Here is a 22,442-nt window from a genome sequence, read left to right on the forward strand (position 1 = left end):
CGCTGGTATTGGGATTGGCGATATTTATCCCTCTTAAAGACCATCTTTAGCCAGTCTCAAGCCCGTCATTTGCCAGCGCGCTTGGGTCGGGAAAAAATTACGGTAAGTTAAGCGCGAATGACCAGCGGAAGTGTAAGCAGAACTGCCGCGCAATACCATTTGGTTAATCATAAACTTGCCGTTGTATTCACCTGCAATGCCGCCCCACGGTTGGTAGCCAGGATAGGGCGTGTAATTGCTGCTGGTCCATTGCCAGACTTGACCAAATAAATCTTCGGCCAAATGCGCTTTCTCACGCGCGAAACTTTCCCATTCGAATTCGGTTGGCAAGCGTGCGCCGGCCAGTGCGGGTAGGTTTTTACTAGCCCAACGGGCAAATGCGTCGGCTTCAAAGTAGCTGATATTCGAAACTGGTTCGTGCAATGCTATCGGCACGTAGCCGTTAAGACTGAAGCACGAGTAACGCTCTGCAGCGTCGCTGCTCCAGTAGAGTGGGGCGCTAATCTGTTCTGATTTTATCCATGCCCACCCTGCGTCCAACCACCATTGTGGATCGCGGTAACCACCTGTTTGGATAAATTCTAGCCATTGGGCGTTGCTGACTAAGTGCTTGCTTAACGAGTGGACTGGGTTAATCGCGGGATGAACTGGTGCTTCGTTATCGAAGTGAAATCCATCGCCCTTAAAACCAACTTCAACCAAGCCGCTGACACCTGCTATCCATTCCATCGTGTTCGCATTGTTGGATGTTGGACGCGCGTGAGTGGAATACGCAGGTAACAAGGAATTATTGGAAAAAAGATGCTGAATATCGGTTAGCAATAATTCTTGATGTTGTTGTTCGTGGTTGATGCCGAGTTGAATTAACCACTGCAATTCTGGTGAAGCTTGCGCGGTCAATAAACGCGCAATTCGTTGCTCGATATTTTGGCGCCAGTGCAATACTTCGGTCAGCGTTGGGCGTGTTAATAAGCCGCGTTGATGGCGCGGATGTTTATCGCCCACGCCGTTGTAATAGCTGTTAAATAAAATCGCAAACTGCGGATTCCAATACTGAAAATTAGGTTCAAACGGCTTTAGCACCATAACTTCATAAAACCACGTCACGTGTGCTAGGTGCCATTTGGCAGGGCTAGCGTCGGGCATCGATTGGGCTTGGCAATCCTCGGGAGTTAACCCTTTTATGAGCGATGTGGTGTAGCTTCTGGAGCGGTTAAATTGCTCAAGTAAATTGGCGGTGATGTTCGCATTAGCCTGATTATTTTGCATAGATCACCGCAAAATATTTTTTAGCATCAGTCCAGATTTGGATGGATTCAAATCCAGCGCTGCGCAATAACTGCTTGATTGATTCGATCGTGTATTTGTGCGAATTCTCAGTGTGAATGCGCTCGCCTTTTTTGAAGGTGCGCACGTTGTTTGGCCACTGCACGCGCACATCGTCGAGCGCTTCGAGATACAGTTCAACCCGATTTTCTTGATGATTGATCGTGACGACGTGCTTAAATTGGCTCACATCAAAATCAGAATTTAAATGGTTGTTGATCGACCGCAGGATGTTAAGGTTAAACGCCGCAGTAACCTTTAACGGATCGTCATAGGCGTCGATTAATACATCATCGGGCTTCATTAAATCCATGCCGATTAACAGCCCGCCATCAAGAATTTGGCTTTTGATTTTTTTTAATAATTGCAGTGCTTCGACGGCAGAAAAATTGCCGATACTCGACCCGGGATAGAAAAACGTTCGATGCTGCATCGGAATCGAATTGGGCAGCGTTAAGTGCTGCGAAAAATCCATGCCCAGCGCGTGCATGGCGATCTCTGGATGTTTGCTTTTTAATTGATTGAGCGCCTCATTAAGGTACTCAATAGAAAAATCGATGGCCACATAAGTTGAGGGCTTAAGCGAATCAAAAAGCGAGGCAGCCTTCAGGCAATTACCCGCTCCCAAATCAATCAGAACGCCATCTTTTCCGACTACCTCGGCAATTTGGTTGCGGTACTGGGCTAGTATGCTTTTCTCGGTATTGGTTGGGTAATATTCCGGTAAAAATGTGATCGCTGCAAACAGGTGGGAACCCAGCGCATCGTATAAAAATTTGGGCGAAATAGTCGCGCAATCTTGCAGCAATCCCGCTTCTATTTCAGCAGTAAAACTATGCTGTGTGAGCAGAGCACTCTCTTCTAAGACGGCGGATGTGTGCATGAATTTGGTCCATTCGGGATGGCTTGAGTGCACCTATTCTACATGCAACGGAGAAACTTATTTTGGTCTATGCTGTGGCTTTACTTGGGGGTCCTATGAAAGCAATTTGGAATAACGAAATTATCGCTAGCTCAGACAATACTGTTGTTGTGGAAGGTAATCATTATTTCCCTCCGGCAAGTCTTACGATGCAGTATTTCAAGCCATCCGATAAGCACACCGTTTGCCCTTGGAAAGGCACCGCCAGCTACTACGATGTCGAAGTCAATGGTAAGGCCAATAAAGATGCTGCTTGGTTTTATCCTGATACCAAATCGGCGGCTGATAACATCAAAGGCTATGTGGCATTTTGGCGTGGCGTAGACGTGGTCGAGGGGTAATACCTAGGCTTTAAATTACCGCTTCTGGGCGCGAGTTGAATGAAGATGGTTTGACTCGCAGGTGACCGCTTTTGACGCCTTGGGCTGTCCGCTATTTGATCGGCTTGGTCGTTTTTTTGTCTGATTTACAGGTTGCAAAACTCAATTGCCTTCTGAATGTGTTTATCCTAGACTGGATTTCTCATGTCAAACAGGCTTCATTGATTTGGCGATCTCGATTACGCATTTAAATTTACCAACATGGCAACTAAAAAAATCACCTCCACTGACGACTTCGACCCGAAAAAATTCCGACCCCACGGGCGCGTCAATTTCATCAAAGACGACGACATCATGATTTGCGAGGCCAAAGGGCCATTCGATGTTGAGTTGATCGAGGCAGTCGCCCATGCCCGCACCATAGCCTATGAAGAAATGAACGACTGTGAGAAGTGGGGCACGATAGTGGTGATTAAAGAAAGTGCCGTTGCGTCCGAAGTTTGTATCGATTTATTGATTGCTTATCTATCCAATTTAGGCAAAGCAAACCTACGCTCCCACGTCACCAGTATGGTGATTGCGGATGACGTTGAGGGTGCTGAAGTAATGTCCGCGCGATTCATCAGCGCCTATGCCGATGCAGCACAAACATTGACTGTCTTTAACCGGCTTAACGATGCCAAAGTATTTGTGAAATTGCATTTGTAATGAATACTGGCGCACAATTTATCCCAATATCAAGCAAGTAAGATTTCATCTTCCCCAGCCCTCTATGCGTGTGACGTCGAACGGACTAAGCACGCCTTTCAGACTAATTTAGCTACTGGCTTATCGACTGTTCTACTTTGTCGTTGGATGCGTTCATTGCATTCGTGCCGACGCGGTTGAGCGATGCACACTCAGGAGTTATAAAAAATGTCTGACTACAGTTTGTATTATTGGGCCATGCCGTTTCGTGGTCAGTTTGTGCGGGCTGTGTTGGCCTACGCCGGAAAAACATGGACCGAGCATGACGATACGGTGATCGCAGCCATGATGAAGGGCAAAGTGACCAAGATGCCGATTCCGTATATGGGGCCGCCGATGCTGATCGACAAACAAGCCGATTTTGCCATCGCTCAAATGCCAGCAATTATTATGTATCTGGGCGAAACTCTGGATCTGCTGCCGGCAACGCCACAGTTGCGTGCGATGACTTTGAAGGTTGTATTGGACTGCAACGATTTGATCGATGAAATCACACTCAATGGCGGACGAGAAATGTGGACCGAGGCGAGTTGGCGCAAGTATATTCCGCGCTTAGAAAAATGGATGTCGTTTTGGGAAGAAACCGGTCGGGCGCATGGATTAGGCGAGGATTCGGGTTTTATGTTGGGTGGACATACGCCCGGCTTAGCAGACGTGGTCAGTGCGACCTTGTGGTCCACATTGAGCGAACGCTTTCCAGTAGTCGGCGAATTGCTAGTGCAAACAGCGCCGATGACAGCGGCGTTGACAACCCGCACGGCAAGTTTGCCAGCACTCATCAAGTTAGCTGCCAAAGCGAAGCTTGATTACGGTGATGCATACTGCGGCGGGGAAATTGAAGCGTCGCTGCGTAAGGTGCTGCATGCGTCTATTCCATCGCATTGACGCGCAACAAAAAAGGCGCCGAAGCGCCTGTTACTAAGGTTGAAAAGAATGACCAAACATCCATCGCGGTAGTTGTGCCAATAAAACGCTAATTGAGCCTAATAAACCGATATTTATAATTCCCAAACGAGCCATCTCCCTGCACACGCGCGATTCCATCGACGAAGTAACCGGCATTGGTAAAGGTGGGCGGGATGATGAATTTGCCGCTTGTATCGATGTAGCCGAATTTGTTGTACATGGAAACCAGCGCGATGCCGTTTTTGAAGGGGCCAGCGTGGTCGAATTGGGCGGGGATGACTACTTTGCCAGCTTTGTTGATGTAGCCGAATTTGCCGGATATCCAATTGGCGGCATCGTTGTCGGTGGCTGATTTATTGGGATTTTTGGCTGGCGGTTTGCCTAGTTCCATCTGGCATAAACCTTCCGAGAAAAAGGCTAGGCGTTCAGTTTTGTCGGAGCTGAGTTCAAAGCTTGGTTTGATTTTGACGTTACCTTGTTTGTCGATAAATCCAATTTTTCCATTCTCTTTAAAGCGCGCTAATCCGTCGGAAAAAGCGCTCAAGCCTGTAAAGCTTTTGTTGATGACTTTTTTGTTTTGTTTGTCGATGATGAAGTTGACTTTATTGAGTTCGACTACCGCAACGCCATCGTTAAAATAAGCGGGACTGTCGTACATCGGCTCAATCACCATGCGACCAGTTTTGTCGATGAATCCGTATTTATCGCCAACGCGCACCGAAGCTATGTCTTCATTAAAATCGGTCGCTTCATCGAATTGCGGCTCAATTACATAAGCGCCGGTTTTATTGATGTAGCCGTAGCGGGTTCGCAATCCTAAGGTTTTTAACGTGGTGCCGATAAATCCTGAGCCGATCACAGCCAAGCCGTTGTAAAAGTGCGGCGGCGCGTAATAGTTGGCGCTGAATTGCGTTGGGATAAGCAGCTTGCCGCTTTTGTCGGCAAAGCCCCAACGGGCGCTGCTGGGGTCGTTTCCAGCGATGCCGTTAATTTTGCCGTTGACGGTATTGACGGCGACCAAACCATCGGAGAAATACGCATTAAATTGTGCCTGCCACGGATTGAATTGCGGCGCGATCACCAGTTTGCCGGTCTTGTCGATAAAGCCCCATTTCTTGTCGATGCTAACCGGCGCTAATCCTTCCGAAAAATCTCCCGCGTTCTCGTAGGATTCGTTATTAATCGCTTGGTAAGCGGGCAGGTTGTCTTTAGCTTTAACAGGACTTTTTTGCGCATGCGCCAAGGAAACCGAGATGGATAACAGCGCAACGATTAGACGGTATTTAGACATAGGGCAGGGCGGAAAAATAAGATGGCGTTGCGTGGATCGCTAGCGATTCAGCGAATGGGTCATTATTAAAGCATAAAAACACGCGAGGCCGACTGCCTAATTGTGAAATCGTGTAATCCGCGGTAAATAGTCGAAAAAAAAGCCCAGAAGGTTATCCTGGGCTGCTAGAAAGACTCACCAACTCTACAACTTAGAACTACTTAAAAATCAAAACTAATTCCCTGTGCTAAAGGCAAAGAATGGCTGTAATTGATCGTGTTGGTCGAACGGCGCATATACGCTTTCCATGCGTCAGAACCCGATTCACGTCCGCCACCAGTATCTTTTTCACCACCAAACGCGCCGCCGATTTCGGCACCTGATGGGCCGATATTGACGTTGGCAATACCGCAATCGCTGCCGCTGTCGCACATGAATTTTTCGGCTTCCCGCACATCGGTGGTAAAGATTGATGACGACAAACCTTGTGGCACTTCGTTATTCCACGTGATCGCTTGCGCTAAATCGGTGTAACGCACAATGTACAAAATTGGCGCGAACGTTTCATGGAACATTGATGGCGTTTGGGTCGGCATTTCTACCAAAGCAGGATGCACGTAATAGCCATCACCGGCGACCTTGGCGCGTTCACCACCAAACACGACGCCGTTTTCGGATTTGGCTGTGGTCAGCGCTGTTTGCATATTGCTAAACGCTTGGGCATCAATGAGCGGGCCAATTAACGTTGTTTTCTCTAATGGGTTGCCAATTGGCAGACCGGCATAGATTTTTTTCAAGCGTGGCACAATCGCGTCGTATACGCTGTCATGCACAAACAAGCGGCGCAGCGTGGTGCAACGTTGTCCGGCGGTTCCCACGGCTGAGAAGGTAATTGCACGTAAAGCCATTTCAACATCGGCACTTGGCGCGACGATCATGGCGTTATTGCCACCTAATTCTAAAATGGTACGAGCCAAGCGGGTGGCGCAACGTTGTGCCACATCGCGTCCCATGCGCGTGCTGCCGGTTGCGCTAACGACCGGAACGCGGCGATCTTCCACCATGGCGATGCCTGCGTCGCTGTTACCGATGATTAATTCGGCTAAACCAGCTGGCGCATCGCTACCAAAACGCGCCACCGCTTTCATAAATAAACTATGCACGGCGATTGCTGTTAATGGTGTTTTTTCCGATGGTTTCCACGTCACGCTGTTACCGCAAACAAAGGCCAAAGCCGCGTTCCAAGCCCAAACTGCGACCGGGAAATTGAACGCGGAAATCACACCCACCACACCGACCGGATGCCATTGTTCCATCATGCGGTGACCTGGGCGCTCGGATGCGATAGTCAGGCCATACAATTGGCGCGATAAGCCGACCGCGAAGTCGCAGATATCAATCATTTCTTGCACTTCGCCCCAACCTTCTTGCAAAATTTTACCGGCTTCCAAGGTCACTAATTGACCCAAAGCGGCTTTGTGGGTGCGTAGTTCTTCGCCAAATAAGCGCACCAATTCGCCACGACGCGGCGCAGGGATTTCGCGCCATTGCAGATGCGCTGCATGAGCTGAAGTAATTTTGGCGGCGACGTGAGCCGCGTTATCGGCTTTTAAGCTAGCTAAAGTTTGACCGTCAATTGGTGAGACGCTGTGGATTTGGTTACCAGAATAAGGGGCTAGGTCAACGCCTAATTCAGTTAGCAAGTTGTTGATATTGTTCATGGTGGGTACCTGATGGGTTGGTAGTGCAAAGTTGAATTTGAAACGACGCTACGATTTCTAGATAAATTCCAGAAATCGTAGCGGCTTGCATTGTAATCCAGTGCGCCAAATAAGGCTGAAAGCGACTGCGATTAATGTGCGTAGTATTGACCAAAACGGTTAGCCAAGAAGTCTTTCAACGTTGCTTGCTCTTGGCGTACCAAACCAGTTTGTGGCAATTGACCGTTGACCAACATATCGACCATCGCGCAAATGCCGGAGGCAGTCGTCAATTGAATCGCGGATAACAATTGGCCGTTGACTTTTTGGCTGTAGATTTTCTTGGCATACGATTCTTGCTCTAAACGTCCATCGCGCATGCCGCACACGCTGACAAACACCAACACCACGTCTTGCTTCGTGATTGGGATTGCTGTTTCCATGACTTCTTTGAGGATAGGGCGGCGATCAATATGACCTAATTGCAAATCGCGCACCAACATTTTGATGATGTCGCGGTGGCCTGGGTAACGTACTGTTTTGTAGTTCAGATTTTGTACTTTACCTTGCAGGCTTTCGCACAAGGTTCCTAAACCGCCCGAGGTATTAAATGCTTCGTAATCGATACCGTCTAAAGAGAAATGCTCGATTTCTTCCAAGGGAGATGTTTCGCGCAATTGGCCGTCCACAATCGCTTCGCATGGATTGCAATATTCATTGATTAAGCCATCTGTGCTCCACGTTAAGTTGTACTTGAGCGCATTGTTCGGGTAGGTCGGCAGCGCACCTACACGCATGCTAACGTCACGTAAGGTGTCAAAACCTTTGGCCACATCGTTCGCTACGATAGAGATAAATCCTGGTGCTAAGCCGCATTGTGGGATGAAAGCTGTCTCGGCGTTTTCTGCCAATTGCTTAACGATACGTGTGCTTTCAACGTCTTCGGTCAAATCAAAATAGTGTGAACGCGCTGCTTTAGCTGCGGCGGCGATGATAGGGGTTAAGAAATATGGGCATGCCGACATCGTGACTTGATGACCGCGGATAATTTCAGTCACGGCGTCTTTGTCGGATAAATCAATTTGTACGCACTTGGTATTGGGGAAGCCAATTTTGGTGACGTAGTCCAAACGATCTTGATCGCGGTCCGCTACGGTGATTTGGTAGTCGCCAGTGTGGGAAAGTAAATTGAGAATAGCGTCGCCGATTTTACCTGCGCCCAATAAGATTAATTTAGTCATGGTTGGTCTCCTAAGATGTAGTGCGATTTGGATTATTTCGTGGCGTGCTCGAAGTTCGGTACGCTGTTGTTATGTTGCTGAGGAGAAGTTTAAGGGGCTTTCGTGTCAGATAATAGAGAGCAAAATAGTGTCAATATGATGTGCAACACTACAATTTGACGATATAATTGTTGAATATGATCAAAATGTGCGCAAGCAGACGGAGCGAGTATGAAAATCAACTTAGACAAAATCGATAATCAAATCCTGTCCTTATTGATGGACGATGCGCGTATGCCGGTGACCAGTATCGCCAAAAAAATCGGCATGGCGCGAACCACTGTGATCGCCCGCATCGCCTCATTGGAGCAAAGCGGCATCATTGCCGGTTACGGGGTGCGATTAAATCAGGAGTTATTTCAATCGGGCGTGCGCGCTTATGTGGGCATGTCGATTGAGCCGCGCAGCGCGGCGGCTTTAGTCAAATTGTTGCAGCAATGGCCGGAAGTCGAAACGCTGTGTGCCGTCAGTGGTGTGATTGATTACATGATGACGCTACGTTGCACTAGCACCGAAAATCTAGACAAATTGCTCGATCAAATCGGGGATTTAGAAGGCGTGCGCCAAACCTCAACCTCGGTGATTTTGAGTAAACGGATTGATCGCAGCGCCATCGGCTTAAGCGTTTAAAACGACGAGCCAGGCTGGCGCAAGAATTCAATTTCTTCCGGCGTCGATTGCCGCCCTAAAGCAGCATTGCGATGCGGGTAACGGCCAAAGCGCTCGATGATGGCTTTGTGTTTATGTTCAAACGCTAGATTACTTTCTAAGCCGGGTTGGTCAAACAAATGCAGCGCTTGCTGATGAACCAAGAGCGATTCTGAATGCATAAACGGTAAATACATAAATGCTTTTTGGGCTGGAGTTAACTCTTTATCTGCGCCTAAACTGATTGCATGCTGCGCTAAACATAGCGCCAAATTATCCGATGCAAAGGCCAGCGCAGCGTGGTTGCCCGGTGCGCGCGCTAGATTGCGTGAAAACTGATCAAGAACAATAATTTCAGCCAATCGTCCGTGCGCCGACGAACGCCAATCCGCCAGTTCACCCGCATTAGCGCTGCGATGAACCTCGGCAAAACGCTGATAAATCAGCGCATCAAATTCAGCATCTTTGGCATACCATTTTTTTGGTTCAATCTCGTTAAACCAAAACTGTAGAATGTCGTCGTGTCGCATAATTTTTTCTTAAATTTGATAGGTCTTTTTTCGTTCAGCAGTAAATTCCCACCACGGCAATTCTGGCCCACCTTCCATAAAATTCACCACCGCCATAAACACATCCAAGGCACAAGGATCGTGCCGCTGACCAGTGATGCGGCACAACTCTTGATACAAGTGCAGCGGATCTTGTCCGCGTAATTGGTCTGGCTGCGTGATGCCGAGTAAACGCAAATCGGCTGCCGTGGCTTTGCCTACATTGGGCAAGTCCTCTAACTTTTTAAATTGTGTACGCTCGGTTGTTGGCATGGTCGTCTTTCGAATTAGGCGTCAAGTATAAACCTATTTATTGTGCATTTTGGCAACGTCAGTTATGATTCTTGGCAACATTACTTATTTCCAAGAAGAAATAAATAGCTTAATAAATAATGTTAAATCTAACGTTTATAAAAACTAAAACAGGGGTCGATGAATGAAAATAAGTTCGCTAATTTCTTGCATTGCTTTAGTGGGGATGAGTTTAACCGGCGGATCTTGGGGCGCTGATCGCCTGCCTAGTGTGGAGAGCTTTTTTAGTAATCCCGACGTCACCCAAGCGGTGATGTCGCCCAAAGGTAACTACATTGCTTTTATAGCGCGCAACGCCGATGGCAGCCAAAAGATTGCCGTGCGCGCCACTGCCGATTTAAAAAATGGGGAGGTCGTCAACGAAGGAACTGTTGATGACAAAATTTTGAGCTTGCATTGGGTCAATGAGGATCGTTTGGTCTTTATCGTCAAAAGCCTTAAAACTGAATTTATCGGCAACACGGATGTAATTGCAGTCAATCGCGATGGAACAGGCGTAGCGCACTTAATTTCGGGTGACTGGGAGCATACGGCCCAGAGCACCGGAAGCAATATTTCGAGCAAAATACTCACCGCCGATTACGCATTTTTTAGCGTGGCACACGACAATAGCGACGATATCATCGTGCGCAAGTACCTTTTTTCTACGACAACGTATGAGATTGTTGGCACGCGGCTTTATCGACTCAATACCAAAACCCGCAAATTATCCGAACTGCTCGATGGCCCTCAACCACCCAATGTCACCGGTTGGTGGCTTGATGCCAGCGATGTGCCACGCATTGCTGCCTCACAAGCTAAAGGCAAGTGCATTATTTCTTACCTCGATCCGAAATCAAATGTGTGGTCCGAGTTAGCCAATGCCGACTGTTACGAGGGCAGTACATTTAATCCCGTTGACTTTGAATCGTCCGACACCATCATTGTGAGTAAAAGTTTTAAGGGACTTGGTGCGTTGTATCGTTTTGATTTAAACAAAAAGCAATTAGCGAGCGAGCCTTTTTTAAACATTGCCGGAATGGATTTTGAAGGCAGTATTGAGACCGATTACGGTATCAAGAAAATGATAGGCATTCATTATGATGGTGATGCCAAAGCAACCGTTTGGTTTGATCCACATTTCAAAGACATCCAACAAAAAGTGGATGGAATTTTGAAGTCAACCATCAACGAGATAACGTGCGGCACCGATTGCATTAATGCGCCAGCGGTTTTGGTTAAAGCACAATCAGATCGGCAACCAACCCAATATTTTGTCTACAACGTCGTTAATAATTCCATCATCGGCATCGGCGGTGAGCATTCGGCCATCAAACCTGCACAAATGGGGATGCGAGACTTTGCCTATTTCACCGCGCGTGACGGTCTCAAAATTCCCGTTTATGTCACGCTCCCACCGGGAAAATCCACATCGCCAAAACCCGCCATTGTCTTAGTACATGGCGGTCCTTGGGTGCGCGGTTCGTCGTGGGAGTGGGAGCCAGACGCGCAATTTTTGGCGTCGCGCGGCTATGTCGTTATTCAGCCTGAGTTTCGCGGTAGCGAAGGTTTTGGTCATGCATTCTTTAAAGCCGGTTGGAAGCAGTGGGGCCAAAGTATGCAAGATGATTTGGCGGATGCGGCCAATTGGGCGGTGCAGAAAGGATGGGCTGATCCAAAACGTGTGGCCATTATGGGGGCGAGTTATGGCGGCTATGCCACGCTCATGGGCCTGATCAAACATCCCGATGTATTTCGCTGTGGTGTGGAGTGGGCGGGGGTGACGGATATGGGGCTGCGTTACAGCACGCCGCAAGATGATGCTACTTCCGATGTGTTGAACTACGATTTAAAAACCTTGATGGGCGATCCAGTAGCGGACGCCGACATGTTTAAGCAAAATTCGCCATTACAAAATGCCGACAAGCTCAAACAACCATTATTGATCGCGCACGGTGCATTAGATCGTCGGGTCCCGATTGTGCATGCGACCGATTTTTATAGCGCGGTTAAAAAACACAATAACAACGTGGAGTGGATAGTCTATAGCGACGAAGGTCACGGCTGGTATCACGAACCAAATCGATATGATTTTTGGAAGCGGGTTGAAGTGTTTTTAGATAAAAATCTTAAGAATGTGGAGTAAGTGCTTCGTGTAGCGTGATGGATAAGAAAGCCCGCTATTGGTAATCGATAGCGGGCTTTTTTTTAACCAAGCTAGTCACCTTGATTGCGCCGATTGACTGTGATTTTGCTCTGCCGAGGTTAAATCAATCAATCTGCTTAAGTCGTTAACTCCACGGTCGCTGGCTTTGGTTCAACATGTACTGCCGGCCTTAAATTGGCGGATACCACATTTGGCATGGCATCAGTCCAATATATAAAACGTATTGCATTAGCATGGCGCGTCAATTGGAAATGGCCTTGCCCCGTTAAATTCACACGCCGTCCATCACGCAATATTCGAGCGTCGTTAACATAGGTCCCAAACTTAGAATGATCGACTAAGAAAACACTTTTTTGGACCGGGTCCCAGTCAAGTACCACATGTTGTCCAGAGACGTCGTTTTGATTGACATGAATATCTGCACAAGGAGAGCTGCCGATAATAATCGGGAAATGAGGAATAAATAATTCGCGGGCATTATTTTCTTCAGCCATCACTAGATGGAAATTGTCTGGCGTGGTCTGTTCGGTAGCGAGTGGACAAAATTTAGTTTCCAAAGGAGCGGGGCTGCTTTTCTTGGCGTCGACGATTTCATCCAAATAGTAAAACTGAATCGCAATATTTAAATGGTCAAGGATGGCTAATGCGCCGCCCGTATATTCTTCGAGGTCTAGTTCTGAGATGATTTTTAAGTCTTCAAATTGCGAAATATCGACTAAATTGTCAAAAATTCTGTGCGCAAGAACAGCCTTCACCATTAATCGCAAAGTGATGTCAGAGAATTTTTTAATTTGCTCCAACATGGCTTGATTTTCGGCCGTCTCGACAATTTTGATTTGTTTGATCTGCCAGATTTTTTCAGGTCTGGCTTCCAATAATGGCTCAACACTTTTTATAAAGTAGGTCTGTGTGGCATCCCTTAGCGCATTCATCACCAGGACTTGAGTGGGCAGAATTCCTAGGTGGATATCTGCCTTTGGATACTCCAAATTGGTCAAGGCGTTTTCTGCGTCAGGATTTGGTACTCGGTTTTTAGCGATTGTTGGTTTATTTTTGAAAATCTCTTTCCCAACAAAACTCAACATAAAATCAACAATTTTTTTCATAACTTCAACATAACTGAATCATTAGTACGGCATCAATACCAGCGGTAATTTACGGTCCTACAAAGCACGAACAAAGCGGTGTGAAGTGGACGACAACAAGCCACAGCGCTAAATCGCGCAGTAGGTGGTTTTAATAACTGCCAAGGTGAATACAAGTTGATTGCGCGGCAAAAGACCGACTAGGATCTATTGCCGAGCAAATCAGAATTGCTTTATTGGGTCTGGCGTTGAATGTCAAAGAAGGTCGTTTGCACCACGAGCGGAGCGCCGACGGTTTGGTTCATATAGAACGGCTTAATCACTTTGAAGCCAGGACCATTACTGATGAACGTAGCTCGCACAGTATGGTAATTCGGCGTTCCTGTTTTATTGTTGAAATCAGCGGCCATATCGGCATACCAGTTTTGGGGCATGCGCCATTGCACGGGGAAGTTGCTGCCTGTCGCGGTGAAATAATAACCGCCGCCTTGCACATATTGCGTGCCTGTTGCGCCATTGGCGATTTGCTCCGCATTAATGTAGTCGGGCGCTCCAGTGCTTGGATTTATGGGGCCAAAGCCACTTCCAGCAACACCTGCCGTGTCCGTCAAAGTAATGGTCTGGTAAGAGATAGCGTTGGATTGATTTAAGGTCGATAAATCACCGTCTGCCGCGTGCACAAAATACTCAAGTTTTAAGGTAATGACTTCACCTTTTGCTGGCGTGCTTGCCACACCGCCGTAAATCTTTAATGCCCATCCTTGATTGCTACCCGCCAGCATAAAGAATGGAAAATAGCCATGCGAAGGCCAAGCATTAACGCCTGCAGGAATTGCGCCAACAGGCCAATAATTGAATAGAGTTTGTTCAAGAGCAGAACCTAGCAAATTGCCAGAATTAGCTTGTGGTGCAGCTCCGTAAGGCATCCAGTCGTACATTCCAGCAACTGCTCCAATACCAACATCGCGCTGTGGTGCGTACATAAAGGCGGCGCGATGCCCTAATCCGGCAATGTTGCCGCTTCCTGCTTCATCCCAGATGGATGCTAATTTCGAATTGGCGGGGAAAGCCGTTAAGGCGCCGTAATTAAGCTTTGTATTGACACTGCCGCCCATTAAACAACTGCTCGAACGGCCAGCAGAAATTGCGCTAAACATGGCTCCGCCCATACCTGCCGCATTGGCATCATTGACGCTTGGGGAATGGCTGCCAGGTAAGTTAGACATTGAGGCAACCTGTGATGCCACTTCTTTATATCCCGACATAAACACCCATTGAGCGCCATATAACGCCCGGGTAAAGTTATAAAAGTCGACGGCATTTTGCTGCCAGCCTAAATTTAAAATTCCCATGTCATAACTGCCTTCGACCCATTTCGGTAGCTCGGCATAAACAGGCAAGGTGCCAGTGTATTCTTTAAAAATACTGGTATCGCCATTTCGGATGTTGTTATAAAAATTGATTAAATCCAGACGTTTTGTACTCCACGCGTCGTTACCTTTGCTGGTCACACCTTTGAATGAATTATAGGGAATGGCCGCAAACGCCGCCGTAGCAGCTTTATAACTAGTAACAGTGCTAGCCGAATCCTTGGCGGTAGGTGTTGGAGGTAAGCTAATCGGCACGGTCGATGTAACGAACGACGCTGGCAAAAGTGGGGCGTAGCTTACTGGCAGCGTTGCAGGAAGTTGCGCCGGAAGATTTGCTAATAAGGTTGATTGGGTATAAAAGTTGCTGTCATTTGCTGTCACCGCAGCTAACAAATCCGCCGACATTGGTGTGCTGGTCGATATAGCGCTGGCAGGCGAACAACCACTAGCATTGCACAGTTGAACCTGATAGGAATAGCTAGTCCCTTGACTCAGACCAGTGTCCACAAAAATCGATTTTTGCGGCGGGTTGGTGTAGTTCGTCGTTGTTACGGCAGGGGAGGTGACGACGACTCCGTTGCGGGTAATCACATAGCTCGTGGCACTAGCATTGGCCTGCCAAGCAACCGTAATACTGGATGCGTCCGCGGCAGCAGTAGAAATAATTGGCGCGCCGGGAATGGCTGGTGGCGTAACCGCTGGGGAGCCAGATGAACCCGTAGAACCCGCAGAACCCGTAGAACCCGCAGAACCCGCAGAACCCGTAGAACCCGTAGAACCTGTAGAACCTGTTGAACCTGTTGAACCCGTTGAACCCGTTGAACCCGTTGAACCCGTTGAACCCGTTGAACCCGTTGAACCCGTTGAACCCGCAGAACCCGCAGAACCCGCAGAACCCGCAGAACCCGCAGAACCCGTTGAACCCGCAGAATCCGCAGAACCCGTTGAACCTGTTGAACCCGCAGAACCTGTTGAACCTGTTGAACCCGCTGAACCAGTTGAGTCTGTTGGGCCGGTAACCACCGCTGGTGGTGTGCCGCCAATTACACCGGGACTTGTTTCAGAAGGTGGCTGCGTTACGGGTGGCGTCGTAGTCGATGCAAGTCCGAAATTGCCATTGGTACCGGTCATTACCCCCGATCCGGTATCCGCCGCAGGAGGTGTCGAGCTGCTTGCTGCACCCGTTCCGCCACCGCCGCCGCAACCTGCGGCGCTCATTAAAATAAGTAAGCCTGCTAATTTTTTTGTTGTGTTGACCGTTATTGCCGTTCTGAATTTGTGCATTTGATTACGCTAATTTTCTAAAATGGTGTTCTGTATCTGGGGGGCCGTTAATGGAATTGCTCATTATTCAATGCAGATAAAAAAGCATTTTGGAAAAAATTTGAGCAATAAAAAGATGCGCGAAATGGTAGGTTGAAAATCGGCGAGCGACAATTTGTAGTTCTACGCAGCGAGTTACGGGCACTACTGAGATGGGACGGTCAGGACGACGCGTATGCAGAATTTTCGTGAATTTCTATGTTTTCACGAGCAGGTAAAGTTGACGTTAATTGAGATTGGTCAAGAGCAATTGGAGGGGCTTACTCAGTTCTTTTGATGTTGAATTTCCTGATAGGCCAGTTGAAGTTTTACACAATCGGCTAAAGAAGTTACCTCTAGTTTTTCGATCGCATTGGCGCGATGTGATTCTATGGTACGCACACTAACACCAAGTTTATCGGCGATAGTTTTATTTGGTAAGCCGTCCACGATTAACTCTAAAACTAATTTTTCTCTGTCGGTTAATCGGCCAATTTTTAATAAAACATCTTCATTATAACGACGTGCTTGATATCGCTCTTCGGACAATTTAATTGTTTTTTGCACGCAATCAATTAGCGCTTGCTCATCAATTGGCTTAACCAAAAAATCAACAGCTCCAGCTTTAAATGCGCGCGTGCATTGGGCAAGATCCCCGTGACCGGTAATAAAAATAATCGGGATAGTGCTCCCCATTTCATTCAACGATTCCTGAAATGACAGTCCATTTACACCCGGCATGCGGATATCTAATATTAAGCAGCACACCACATCGGGCTGATAGTGATTTAAAAATTGCTGCACATCTTCAAAGGCTTGCACCCGCAGACCGATAGAGCGTATCAATAAACTTAATGAATCTCGGACAGCTCCGTCGTCGTCAATCAAAAATACAGTCGGCTCAATCATAATAATCTCTCATCCCGCCTAAACATTGAAGTTGCTGGTAACCGATAACACCGTGGTATTGGCTTTAAAAATTGGAAAAGTCACGATAAATTCAGCTCCGCCATGTTCTAAGTTACGCGCGCTCAGTTGACCTCCATAGGATTCCACAATGGACGTGCTAATGGTTAACCCGAGTCCCATTCCGTCTTTTTTGGTGGTGAAAAATGGATTGAACAGTTGATCGGCATCGTCTTTAGCGATGCCACTGCCATGGTCTTTTATTGATACCGCAACTCGATCAAATTCTTGCGTAGACCTTATCGTGATCACTTTTTGTGGAGGCTCAACATCACTCATGGCTTCCATGGCATTGCGGATTACATTCAGAATGACTTGCTCTACTTGAATACCGTCAGCGGCAATGAGCGCAGGCGATTGAATTAAATCGATGTCGATAGCAATCTCGTGATCACGTAAATCATGCTCAATTAAGGTCAACACATTTTGGATTAGTTGATTAATTTGAATTAACTCTACGGGAGCACGTTTTTTAGTCACAAACGATCGTAAGCGCGAGATGATTTTGCCCGCTCGTTTGGCTTGCAATGCCGCCGATTGCATCGCTCGGATAATTTCCTCTTTATCTGGGTGCTCCTCTTGGATCAAGCGAATACAGGCTTGGTTATAACTGAGGATGGCGGTGAGTGGCTGATTGATTTCGTGTGCAATACCGGAAGCCATTTCACCCATGGTCGTCAAACGAGTTACGTGCGCTAATTCTGCTTGATGTTGACGCAGACGTTTCTCGCTGGCCTCGATGGCGGCTAGTGCTTTTTTTCGTGCCGGCCCTAAATCCCTAAAGACCAACACCGCCCCGATGCAGCGGTGATCGAGATTAAACAAAGGCGAAATACTACCCTCAATTAATTGGTGTAAGCCCTGTTCGATGTTTAGGACTGTATTTTCAGGAAAATCGACGATGCGCTCTTCGTTCAAACACGTTTGAATTGGATCGGGAATCGCGCTGCTGGCAAAGTCGTAATGAAGATTGAGTACTCGCCCAACATGCAGTCCATTAATGCTGTCCATATCTTTATGCAATGCAGTCAATGCAGCCGCGTTGGCGTAGTTGATGCAGCCGAACGAATCAAGCGTGAGCACGGCATCGTTAATCGAATGCAGTGTCACTAACGCGCGTTCTTTTTCCCGAAAAATGATGTCGTTGGTATTGTGGGTTAGTTCTTTTTGTTGATCTCGTATGCGAATTAATGCGGCGGCGAGTAGCGCAACGCCCAAGCTAATTAATGCACTAATCACGGTAGCCGTACCGCTGAATAATTCCCAACCCACTTGGCGGCTGGATTCAATCAAATAGGGCTGCTGCACGTTCATGTTGCGGTGCGAATAATGAAACACAGGGAACAGAAAATTGCTCCAGTTGCGATTTAACTGAGGTGCCGCGCCTGGATTGAATATCGCTATGGTGTCATTCGATGAGCGATTTAAAAAATATCCGCTGTCAATTTTGACCATCGTGTTTGGCGATGGCATTTCATCCGAACTTAATAGTTTGATGGGATTAATCGTGATGGATAGAACATGTGCTGCCTGAGCATGCCGGATTTCGACATCGGTAGAGGGCGTGGCGGTCGCAAATACGGCTTTTAATAAACCAAAAACGCGATCATTGTTGACGGTAAATGGTTTGGTGATGGCATATTTTTGCGTGCGAATCGATCGATCAATGGCGTCGCGCCAAATCGGATCGTCGTACATATCAACACCTAATTGTTTCATATCGCTTTTGGCGATAGGCTCTTTGAACGTGACTGGATAATAAAAAGCATGCGGGAAAACGGAATGCGGGTTAGTTGAATTAGCCTTGGTATCGATGGAGTCAATTCTGCTAATCGGCTCCTGATTTATCGACTTAATTTTGTAATTCATCGCCAACATCGATTTGGCATGCTCTTCAAACTGAGTAACTTCTTCGCGCTCAACTCTAGGTTCAATCGTGACCGAAGTAATATAAGGATATTGGACAATAATATCCTTAACATAACCCCGCAGCCGATTAAATAGAACAGCATCAAAATTGCCTGCCTCGATGTTCAGTGTTGGCATGGCGTTGATATCGATTAACGATAGGCCCGACGCGGACGCTTTAAATAGCGACTCAAATTCAGTCGTAGCGCTTTGTTTTGTTAACGAGTGTTGGTGAGGAAATTGGGCTAACTTGGCATTTGGGGAGGGTTCCATTCCATAGAACGGAATCACATCAAAAATATGGAGGATGGTTTCTATGCTTCCGACAACGACTTCACTTTGAATTAATCGCTGGTGCACCAGCTCGGTAATCGCCGCTGATTTATTGTTGAATATTTTTTCTTGATTACGATATTCGTTGAACACTAGCACGCTCATTGCTGATAAAAATAGCGCGAACCAAAGAATGACGGTTAATGCAATAAAATTGCTTTTAACAGCGTGCCACTTTTGATTCATGAATATCAGCATAGTGTGAAGTTAAAAACACGGGCAATAGAAAATATAAACTAAGGCAAATTAAATCAGTGGATTTTTAGTGGCGTTAGGCTACAAGCCCATCTTAGACATTTCGCCTGATTTTTCTAACGATCGTACCGCGTTATTGAGGTGCTCAATGGTCGTATCGCTAAGCTGACGGTTGCACGCAATGTATCCGTCGATGGTGCCGATTATCGTGACCAATCTTGGCTCAGCGACGTTGAGTTCTCGCATCGCCGCCACAGCAGGAATAGCATTAACCGCCCAAAGATCAATCTTTTTTGCGGCCAATTTACTTAAATTAATCGCTTCGTTCTCTTCTTCTTCTACCTGAAATCCACTACCTTTCAATTTACTTGCAACTGCGGACTTACGTCCAACCCCAATGACTAGCCCGCGAGCGTCCTCAAGAGTGCGAATCGGACGCTTGTCGTTCGTATTTGCGTAGAGAAGCATTTTTTGTCGCACGATTGGCCCGACCCATTTGAATTTGGATTCATTAACATTGTCCCGGCCGATTCCCATGGCGCAGGTTGCTGATTGATGTTCAGCCAATTCATACGCTTTTGCTAAGGGAGCAATTTCATACATATCAACCACACCGGCGCGGCTGGCAACGACGTGGATGAAATCGATAGCCGCTTTATTGATCATTTTTCCGTTATCACGACTGGTAATTAAACCCGGCGTTTCAGGCGCTAGAAAAGTGATTGTTTCCGAGTGCGAGACAATTGGGTTGATACAAAACAGGAATATCAGGCCGAAAAAGTTTTTTTTCATAGTTCTCTAAAAGTGCGACCTCGACTCAAACCATGTTCAGTGGTGTCAATTGGCGGGTAACGATGCAGCTGAAGCCGCTTGCGTGATGAGCTTCTCGTCAATCCAGAATAGGTCAAAACCAAATAATTGTTAATGTAGAAGTCGGCTGGCAGCGGATAAAAATTCACAATTAAACTCAGGGGGCAACATTGCGCGAGCGGATTTTTTTTTGTACAAAAAACAAAAAACGCCACAAGAACGGCGCTTGTAACCTGTTGCTCGGTAATGTCTTACGACTAAAGCTGGCTAACAAAAAAATGAATGTTGTTACCAATTTAGTCAGTTTTACACTGCACCAAAAATGCCTAGACAAGGGATTCGCAGCCAAGCGCGGGAGCCGGCAGGATGGTAATCGTAAAAATACCTTGTGGCTAGTTGTAGAACTACGCAGGATTTTGCGGGAACTACGGAGACGGATAGAGTTAGTCGGCCTGAACCGCTGCTTGGATGTGTAGTGGCATCAATTCATTGAGAATTGAGCCACTTTGGATTTGGCAGTAAATTAACCTGAACTGATTAGATTAAGTCGTTTGAAACTGCAGCGCCGCCAATTTGGCGTAGATTCCGCCTTGATCGACCAAACTGGCGTGCGTACCAGTTTCGACGATTTGACCATGCTCCATCACCAAAATACGGTCGGCGCGTTGCACCGTTGCTAGTCGATGCGCGATGATTAGTGTAGTTCGGCCTTGCATGGCAGTTTCTAAAGCACCTTGCACCAAGCGCTCGGACTCTGCATCCAGGGCGCTGGTCGCTTCATCTAGCAGCAGTAAGGCAGGATTTTTCAACAGGGCGCGGGCGATCGAGATGCGCTGACGTTGTCCGCCGGATAGACGCACACCGCGCTCGCCTAAAAAGGATTGATAGCCTTCGGGTAGTTTCTCGATGAACTCATGTGCGGCAGCCATTTTAGCTGCTTGAATCACTTCTTCATCGGTGGCATTTTTTCTTCCATAGCGAATATTTTCCATCGCATTAGCGGAAAAAATAACCGTATCTTGCGGAACAATCCCAATCGTGTCGCGCAGGGTGTGCAGTGTTAGGTCACGAATATTGACACCGTCTAATAAAATTTGTCCTTGTTGTGGGTCGTAAAAACGCAAGAGCAATTGGAATAGGGTAGTTTTGCCAGCGCCGGATGAACCGACCACCGCTACGGTTTCTCCCGCTGCGACCTTAGTCGTTAAATGCGATAGCGCCTCGGTATCTGGTCGGGAAGGGTAGTGAAAGGTAACATCGTTCAAGGACAAGGTCGCGCCGTTACCGGAACGCGGTGGCAACGATTTTGGTGTAACGGGCTCAGCGATACTGCTTTTGGCCGCCAATAATTCCATCAAGCGCTCGGTCGCGCCAGCCGCGCGTTGCACGTCGCCCATGACTTCGGATAACGCGCCAATCGCGCCAGCAACGACGGTGGCGTACAAAATAAATTGGCTCAATTCTCCGCCCGTCATGCGCTGATCCATCACGGCGTGCGCGCCTAACCAGAGCACAAAAACAATAGCGCCAAATACCAATAAAATCGCGATCACAGTTAATAAGGAACGAGCGCGAACGCGACGCATGGCGGTGCTAAATGCGTTTTCTACCGACAATTTAAAGCGCGCTGCTTCGTGCTGTTCTTGGGTGTAGGCTTGCACGATAGGCATGGCGTTTAAAATCTCGCCAGCCAGTGCTGATGCGTCGGCAATTCGATCTTGTGAATCCCGCGATAAGCTGCGCACGCGGCGTCCGAATAACACGATAGGAACGACCACTAATATCAAGGCCAAAATGATGATGGACGATAATTTGGGGCTCGTAATAAAGAGCATCACCAAGCCGCCAAAAAATAACAAGGTATTGCGCAGCGCCATCGAGATACTGGTGCCGACCAGAGTTTGAATTAAGGTGGTGTCAGTCGTTAAGCGCGACAGCACTTCACCGGTTTGCGTCGTCTCAAAAAATTCTGGACTTTGTTCGATTACATGTTCATACACCGCACTGCGAATGTCGGCGGTGACGCGCTCACCGAGTAATGAGACTGTATAAAACCGTGCTGCCGTTGCCACCGCCAATACGCAAGCCACTGCAAACAAACCAATAAAAGCGGCATCCACATGCGCGATGCTGCCTTGCCCGCTAAAGCCCATATCGATCATTTGGCGAAACGCATACGGAATCGCTAAGGTCGCGCCAGCCGCGACCAATAGGGCGATACCGGCAAAGTAAAACTGTTTTAGATAGGGGCGTAAGAAAGGCAATAACCCTTTTAAAGTCGTAATGCTGCTAGGTGAATTCATGGAGGATTTTCGATGGAAGTTCGGATTGGGAGTTTAAAAAACGCA

The 22,442-nt window shown here is 47.4% G+C and carries 18 protein-coding genes; 5 read left to right on the forward strand and 13 right to left on the reverse strand.

The window, feature by feature from the left end; all coding sequences use genetic code 11:
* Positions 1-33: 33 nt before the first annotated feature.
* Together egtB and egtD are read right to left on the reverse strand one after the other, a co-directional pair.
* On the reverse strand, positions 34-1,269 hold the full coding sequence (gene egtB, locus E2I14_RS02825; RefSeq protein ID WP_133325193.1) for an ergothioneine biosynthesis protein EgtB: 1,236 nt from the start codon (positions 1,267-1,269) through the stop codon (positions 34-36).
* Positions 1,259-2,209 (reverse strand): L-histidine N(alpha)-methyltransferase, encoded by a 951-nt coding sequence (gene egtD / locus E2I14_RS02830; RefSeq protein WP_133325195.1) that lies wholly within the window; start codon positions 2,207-2,209, stop codon positions 1,259-1,261. The genes egtB and egtD overlap by 11 nt, the downstream gene beginning before the upstream one ends.
* Before the next feature lie 95 nt (positions 2,210-2,304).
* Here egtD and E2I14_RS02835 point away from each other — a divergent pair, with 95 nt between their 5' ends.
* The 3 genes from E2I14_RS02835 to E2I14_RS02845 all read left to right on the forward strand — a co-directional run bounded on the left by E2I14_RS02835 (position 2,305) and on the right by E2I14_RS02845 (position 4,200).
* The gene (locus tag E2I14_RS02835) at positions 2,305-2,589 is read left to right on the forward strand and encodes a DUF427 domain-containing protein (protein WP_133325197.1); all 285 of its coding nucleotides are present in this window, start codon (positions 2,305-2,307) and stop codon (positions 2,587-2,589) included.
* A gap of 240 nt (positions 2,590-2,829) precedes the next feature.
* The gene (locus E2I14_RS02840) at positions 2,830-3,276 is read left to right on the forward strand and encodes a hypothetical protein (RefSeq protein WP_133325199.1); all 447 of its coding nucleotides are present in this window, start codon (positions 2,830-2,832) and stop codon (positions 3,274-3,276) included.
* 207 nt (positions 3,277-3,483) lie between these two features.
* Positions 3,484-4,200: a glutathione S-transferase gene (locus tag E2I14_RS02845; RefSeq protein WP_133325201.1), complete on the forward strand. Its 717-nt coding sequence runs from the start codon at positions 3,484-3,486 to the stop codon at positions 4,198-4,200.
* Positions 4,201-4,288: 88 nt separating this feature from the next.
* On the opposite strand, the gene E2I14_RS02850 is transcribed toward E2I14_RS02845, so the two are convergent.
* From E2I14_RS02850 to E2I14_RS02860, 3 genes are all read right to left on the reverse strand, one after another.
* Positions 4,289-5,512 carry a WG repeat-containing protein gene (locus E2I14_RS02850; protein ID WP_133325203.1) on the reverse strand — a complete coding sequence of 408 codons (1,224 nt, stop codon included), beginning with the start codon at positions 5,510-5,512 and terminating at the stop codon, positions 4,289-4,291.
* 200 nt (positions 5,513-5,712) lie between these two features.
* Complete coding sequence (gene amaB, locus E2I14_RS02855) at positions 5,713-7,212, reverse strand: L-piperidine-6-carboxylate dehydrogenase (RefSeq protein ID WP_133325205.1); 1,500 nt, start codon at positions 7,210-7,212, stop codon at positions 5,713-5,715.
* A gap of 131 nt (positions 7,213-7,343) precedes the next feature.
* Entirely contained in the window at positions 7,344-8,432 is a 1,089-nt protein-coding gene (locus E2I14_RS02860; protein WP_133325207.1) for a saccharopine dehydrogenase family protein, read from the reverse strand.
* A 210-nt stretch (positions 8,433-8,642) separates the two neighbouring features.
* Between E2I14_RS02860 and E2I14_RS02865 the strand changes: the two genes are divergently transcribed.
* The gene (locus tag E2I14_RS02865; protein ID WP_133325209.1) at positions 8,643-9,101 is read left to right on the forward strand and encodes an Lrp/AsnC family transcriptional regulator; all 459 of its coding nucleotides are present in this window, start codon (positions 8,643-8,645) and stop codon (positions 9,099-9,101) included.
* On the opposite strand, the gene E2I14_RS02870 is transcribed toward E2I14_RS02865, so the two are convergent.
* Together E2I14_RS02870 and E2I14_RS02875 are read right to left on the reverse strand one after the other, a co-directional pair.
* Positions 9,098-9,649, reverse strand: coding sequence for a DUF924 family protein (locus tag E2I14_RS02870; protein ID WP_133325211.1), 552 nt, complete (start codon positions 9,647-9,649; stop codon positions 9,098-9,100). The genes E2I14_RS02865 and E2I14_RS02870 overlap by 4 nt on opposite strands.
* Before the next feature lie 9 nt (positions 9,650-9,658).
* On the reverse strand, positions 9,659-9,940 hold the full coding sequence (locus E2I14_RS02875) for a helix-hairpin-helix domain-containing protein (RefSeq protein ID WP_133325213.1): 282 nt from the start codon (positions 9,938-9,940) through the stop codon (positions 9,659-9,661).
* Positions 9,941-10,103: 163 nt separating this feature from the next.
* On the opposite strand from E2I14_RS02875, the gene E2I14_RS02880 reads away from it, so the two are divergent.
* Positions 10,104-12,104 carry an alpha/beta hydrolase family protein gene (locus E2I14_RS02880; RefSeq protein WP_133325215.1) on the forward strand — a complete coding sequence of 667 codons (2,001 nt, stop codon included), beginning with the start codon at positions 10,104-10,106 and terminating at the stop codon, positions 12,102-12,104.
* A 137-nt stretch (positions 12,105-12,241) separates the two neighbouring features.
* On the opposite strand, the gene E2I14_RS02885 is transcribed toward E2I14_RS02880, so the two are convergent.
* The 6 genes from E2I14_RS02885 to E2I14_RS02910 all read right to left on the reverse strand — a co-directional run bounded on the left by E2I14_RS02885 (position 12,242) and on the right by E2I14_RS02910 (position 22,397).
* Positions 12,242-13,231, reverse strand: coding sequence for an FHA domain-containing protein (locus E2I14_RS02885; protein WP_133325217.1), 990 nt, complete (start codon positions 13,229-13,231; stop codon positions 12,242-12,244).
* 212 nt (positions 13,232-13,443) lie between these two features.
* Positions 13,444-15,864 carry a fibronectin type III domain-containing protein gene (locus E2I14_RS02890; protein WP_133325219.1) on the reverse strand — a complete coding sequence of 807 codons (2,421 nt, stop codon included), beginning with the start codon at positions 15,862-15,864 and terminating at the stop codon, positions 13,444-13,446.
* A 303-nt stretch (positions 15,865-16,167) separates the two neighbouring features.
* Entirely contained in the window at positions 16,168-16,791 is a 624-nt protein-coding gene (locus E2I14_RS02895) for a response regulator transcription factor (RefSeq protein WP_133325221.1), read from the reverse strand.
* A gap of 18 nt (positions 16,792-16,809) precedes the next feature.
* Positions 16,810-19,275: an ATP-binding protein gene (locus tag E2I14_RS02900; protein ID WP_165967730.1), complete on the reverse strand. Its 2,466-nt coding sequence runs from the start codon at positions 19,273-19,275 to the stop codon at positions 16,810-16,812.
* A gap of 90 nt (positions 19,276-19,365) precedes the next feature.
* Complete coding sequence (locus E2I14_RS02905; RefSeq protein ID WP_133325225.1) at positions 19,366-20,076, reverse strand: substrate-binding periplasmic protein; 711 nt, start codon at positions 20,074-20,076, stop codon at positions 19,366-19,368.
* A 560-nt stretch (positions 20,077-20,636) separates the two neighbouring features.
* On the reverse strand, positions 20,637-22,397 hold the full coding sequence (locus E2I14_RS02910; protein WP_133325227.1) for an ABC transporter transmembrane domain-containing protein: 1,761 nt from the start codon (positions 22,395-22,397) through the stop codon (positions 20,637-20,639).
* Positions 22,398-22,442 lie beyond the last annotated feature (45 nt).

Source organism: Sapientia aquatica, assembly GCF_004358105.1.
GTDB lineage: Bacteria > Pseudomonadota > Gammaproteobacteria > Burkholderiales > Burkholderiaceae_D > Solimicrobium > Solimicrobium aquaticum.

Excerpts from the sequence above, each read along its gene's own strand:
- egtB (WP_133325193.1), bottom strand. The coding sequence starts at position 1,269 with ATGCAAAATAATCAGGCTAATGCGAACATCACCGCCAATTTACTTGAG.
- egtD (WP_133325195.1), bottom strand. The coding sequence starts at position 2,209 with ATGCACACATCCGCCGTCTTAGAAGAGAGTGCTCTGCTCACACAGCAT.
- E2I14_RS02835 (WP_133325197.1), top strand. The coding sequence starts at position 2,305 with ATGAAAGCAATTTGGAATAACGAAATTATCGCTAGCTCAGACAATACT.
- E2I14_RS02840 (WP_133325199.1), top strand. The coding sequence starts at position 2,830 with ATGGCAACTAAAAAAATCACCTCCACTGACGACTTCGACCCGAAAAAA.
- E2I14_RS02845 (WP_133325201.1), top strand. The coding sequence starts at position 3,484 with ATGTCTGACTACAGTTTGTATTATTGGGCCATGCCGTTTCGTGGTCAG.
- E2I14_RS02850 (WP_133325203.1), bottom strand. The coding sequence starts at position 5,512 with ATGTCTAAATACCGTCTAATCGTTGCGCTGTTATCCATCTCGGTTTCC.
- amaB (WP_133325205.1), bottom strand. The coding sequence starts at position 7,212 with ATGAACAATATCAACAACTTGCTAACTGAATTAGGCGTTGACCTAGCC.
- E2I14_RS02860 (WP_133325207.1), bottom strand. The coding sequence starts at position 8,432 with ATGACTAAATTAATCTTATTGGGCGCAGGTAAAATCGGCGACGCTATT.
- E2I14_RS02865 (WP_133325209.1), top strand. The coding sequence starts at position 8,643 with ATGAAAATCAACTTAGACAAAATCGATAATCAAATCCTGTCCTTATTG.
- E2I14_RS02870 (WP_133325211.1), bottom strand. The coding sequence starts at position 9,649 with ATGCGACACGACGACATTCTACAGTTTTGGTTTAACGAGATTGAACCA.
- E2I14_RS02875 (WP_133325213.1), bottom strand. The coding sequence starts at position 9,940 with ATGCCAACAACCGAGCGTACACAATTTAAAAAGTTAGAGGACTTGCCC.
- E2I14_RS02880 (WP_133325215.1), top strand. The coding sequence starts at position 10,104 with ATGAAAATAAGTTCGCTAATTTCTTGCATTGCTTTAGTGGGGATGAGT.
- E2I14_RS02885 (WP_133325217.1), bottom strand. The coding sequence starts at position 13,231 with ATGAAAAAAATTGTTGATTTTATGTTGAGTTTTGTTGGGAAAGAGATT.
- E2I14_RS02890 (WP_133325219.1), bottom strand. The coding sequence starts at position 15,864 with ATGCACAAATTCAGAACGGCAATAACGGTCAACACAACAAAAAAATTA.
- E2I14_RS02895 (WP_133325221.1), bottom strand. The coding sequence starts at position 16,791 with ATGATTGAGCCGACTGTATTTTTGATTGACGACGACGGAGCTGTCCGA.
- E2I14_RS02900 (WP_165967730.1), bottom strand. The coding sequence starts at position 19,275 with ATGAATCAAAAGTGGCACGCTGTTAAAAGCAATTTTATTGCATTAACC.
- E2I14_RS02905 (WP_133325225.1), bottom strand. The coding sequence starts at position 20,076 with ATGAAAAAAAACTTTTTCGGCCTGATATTCCTGTTTTGTATCAACCCA.
- E2I14_RS02910 (WP_133325227.1), bottom strand. The coding sequence starts at position 22,397 with ATGAATTCACCTAGCAGCATTACGACTTTAAAAGGGTTATTGCCTTTC.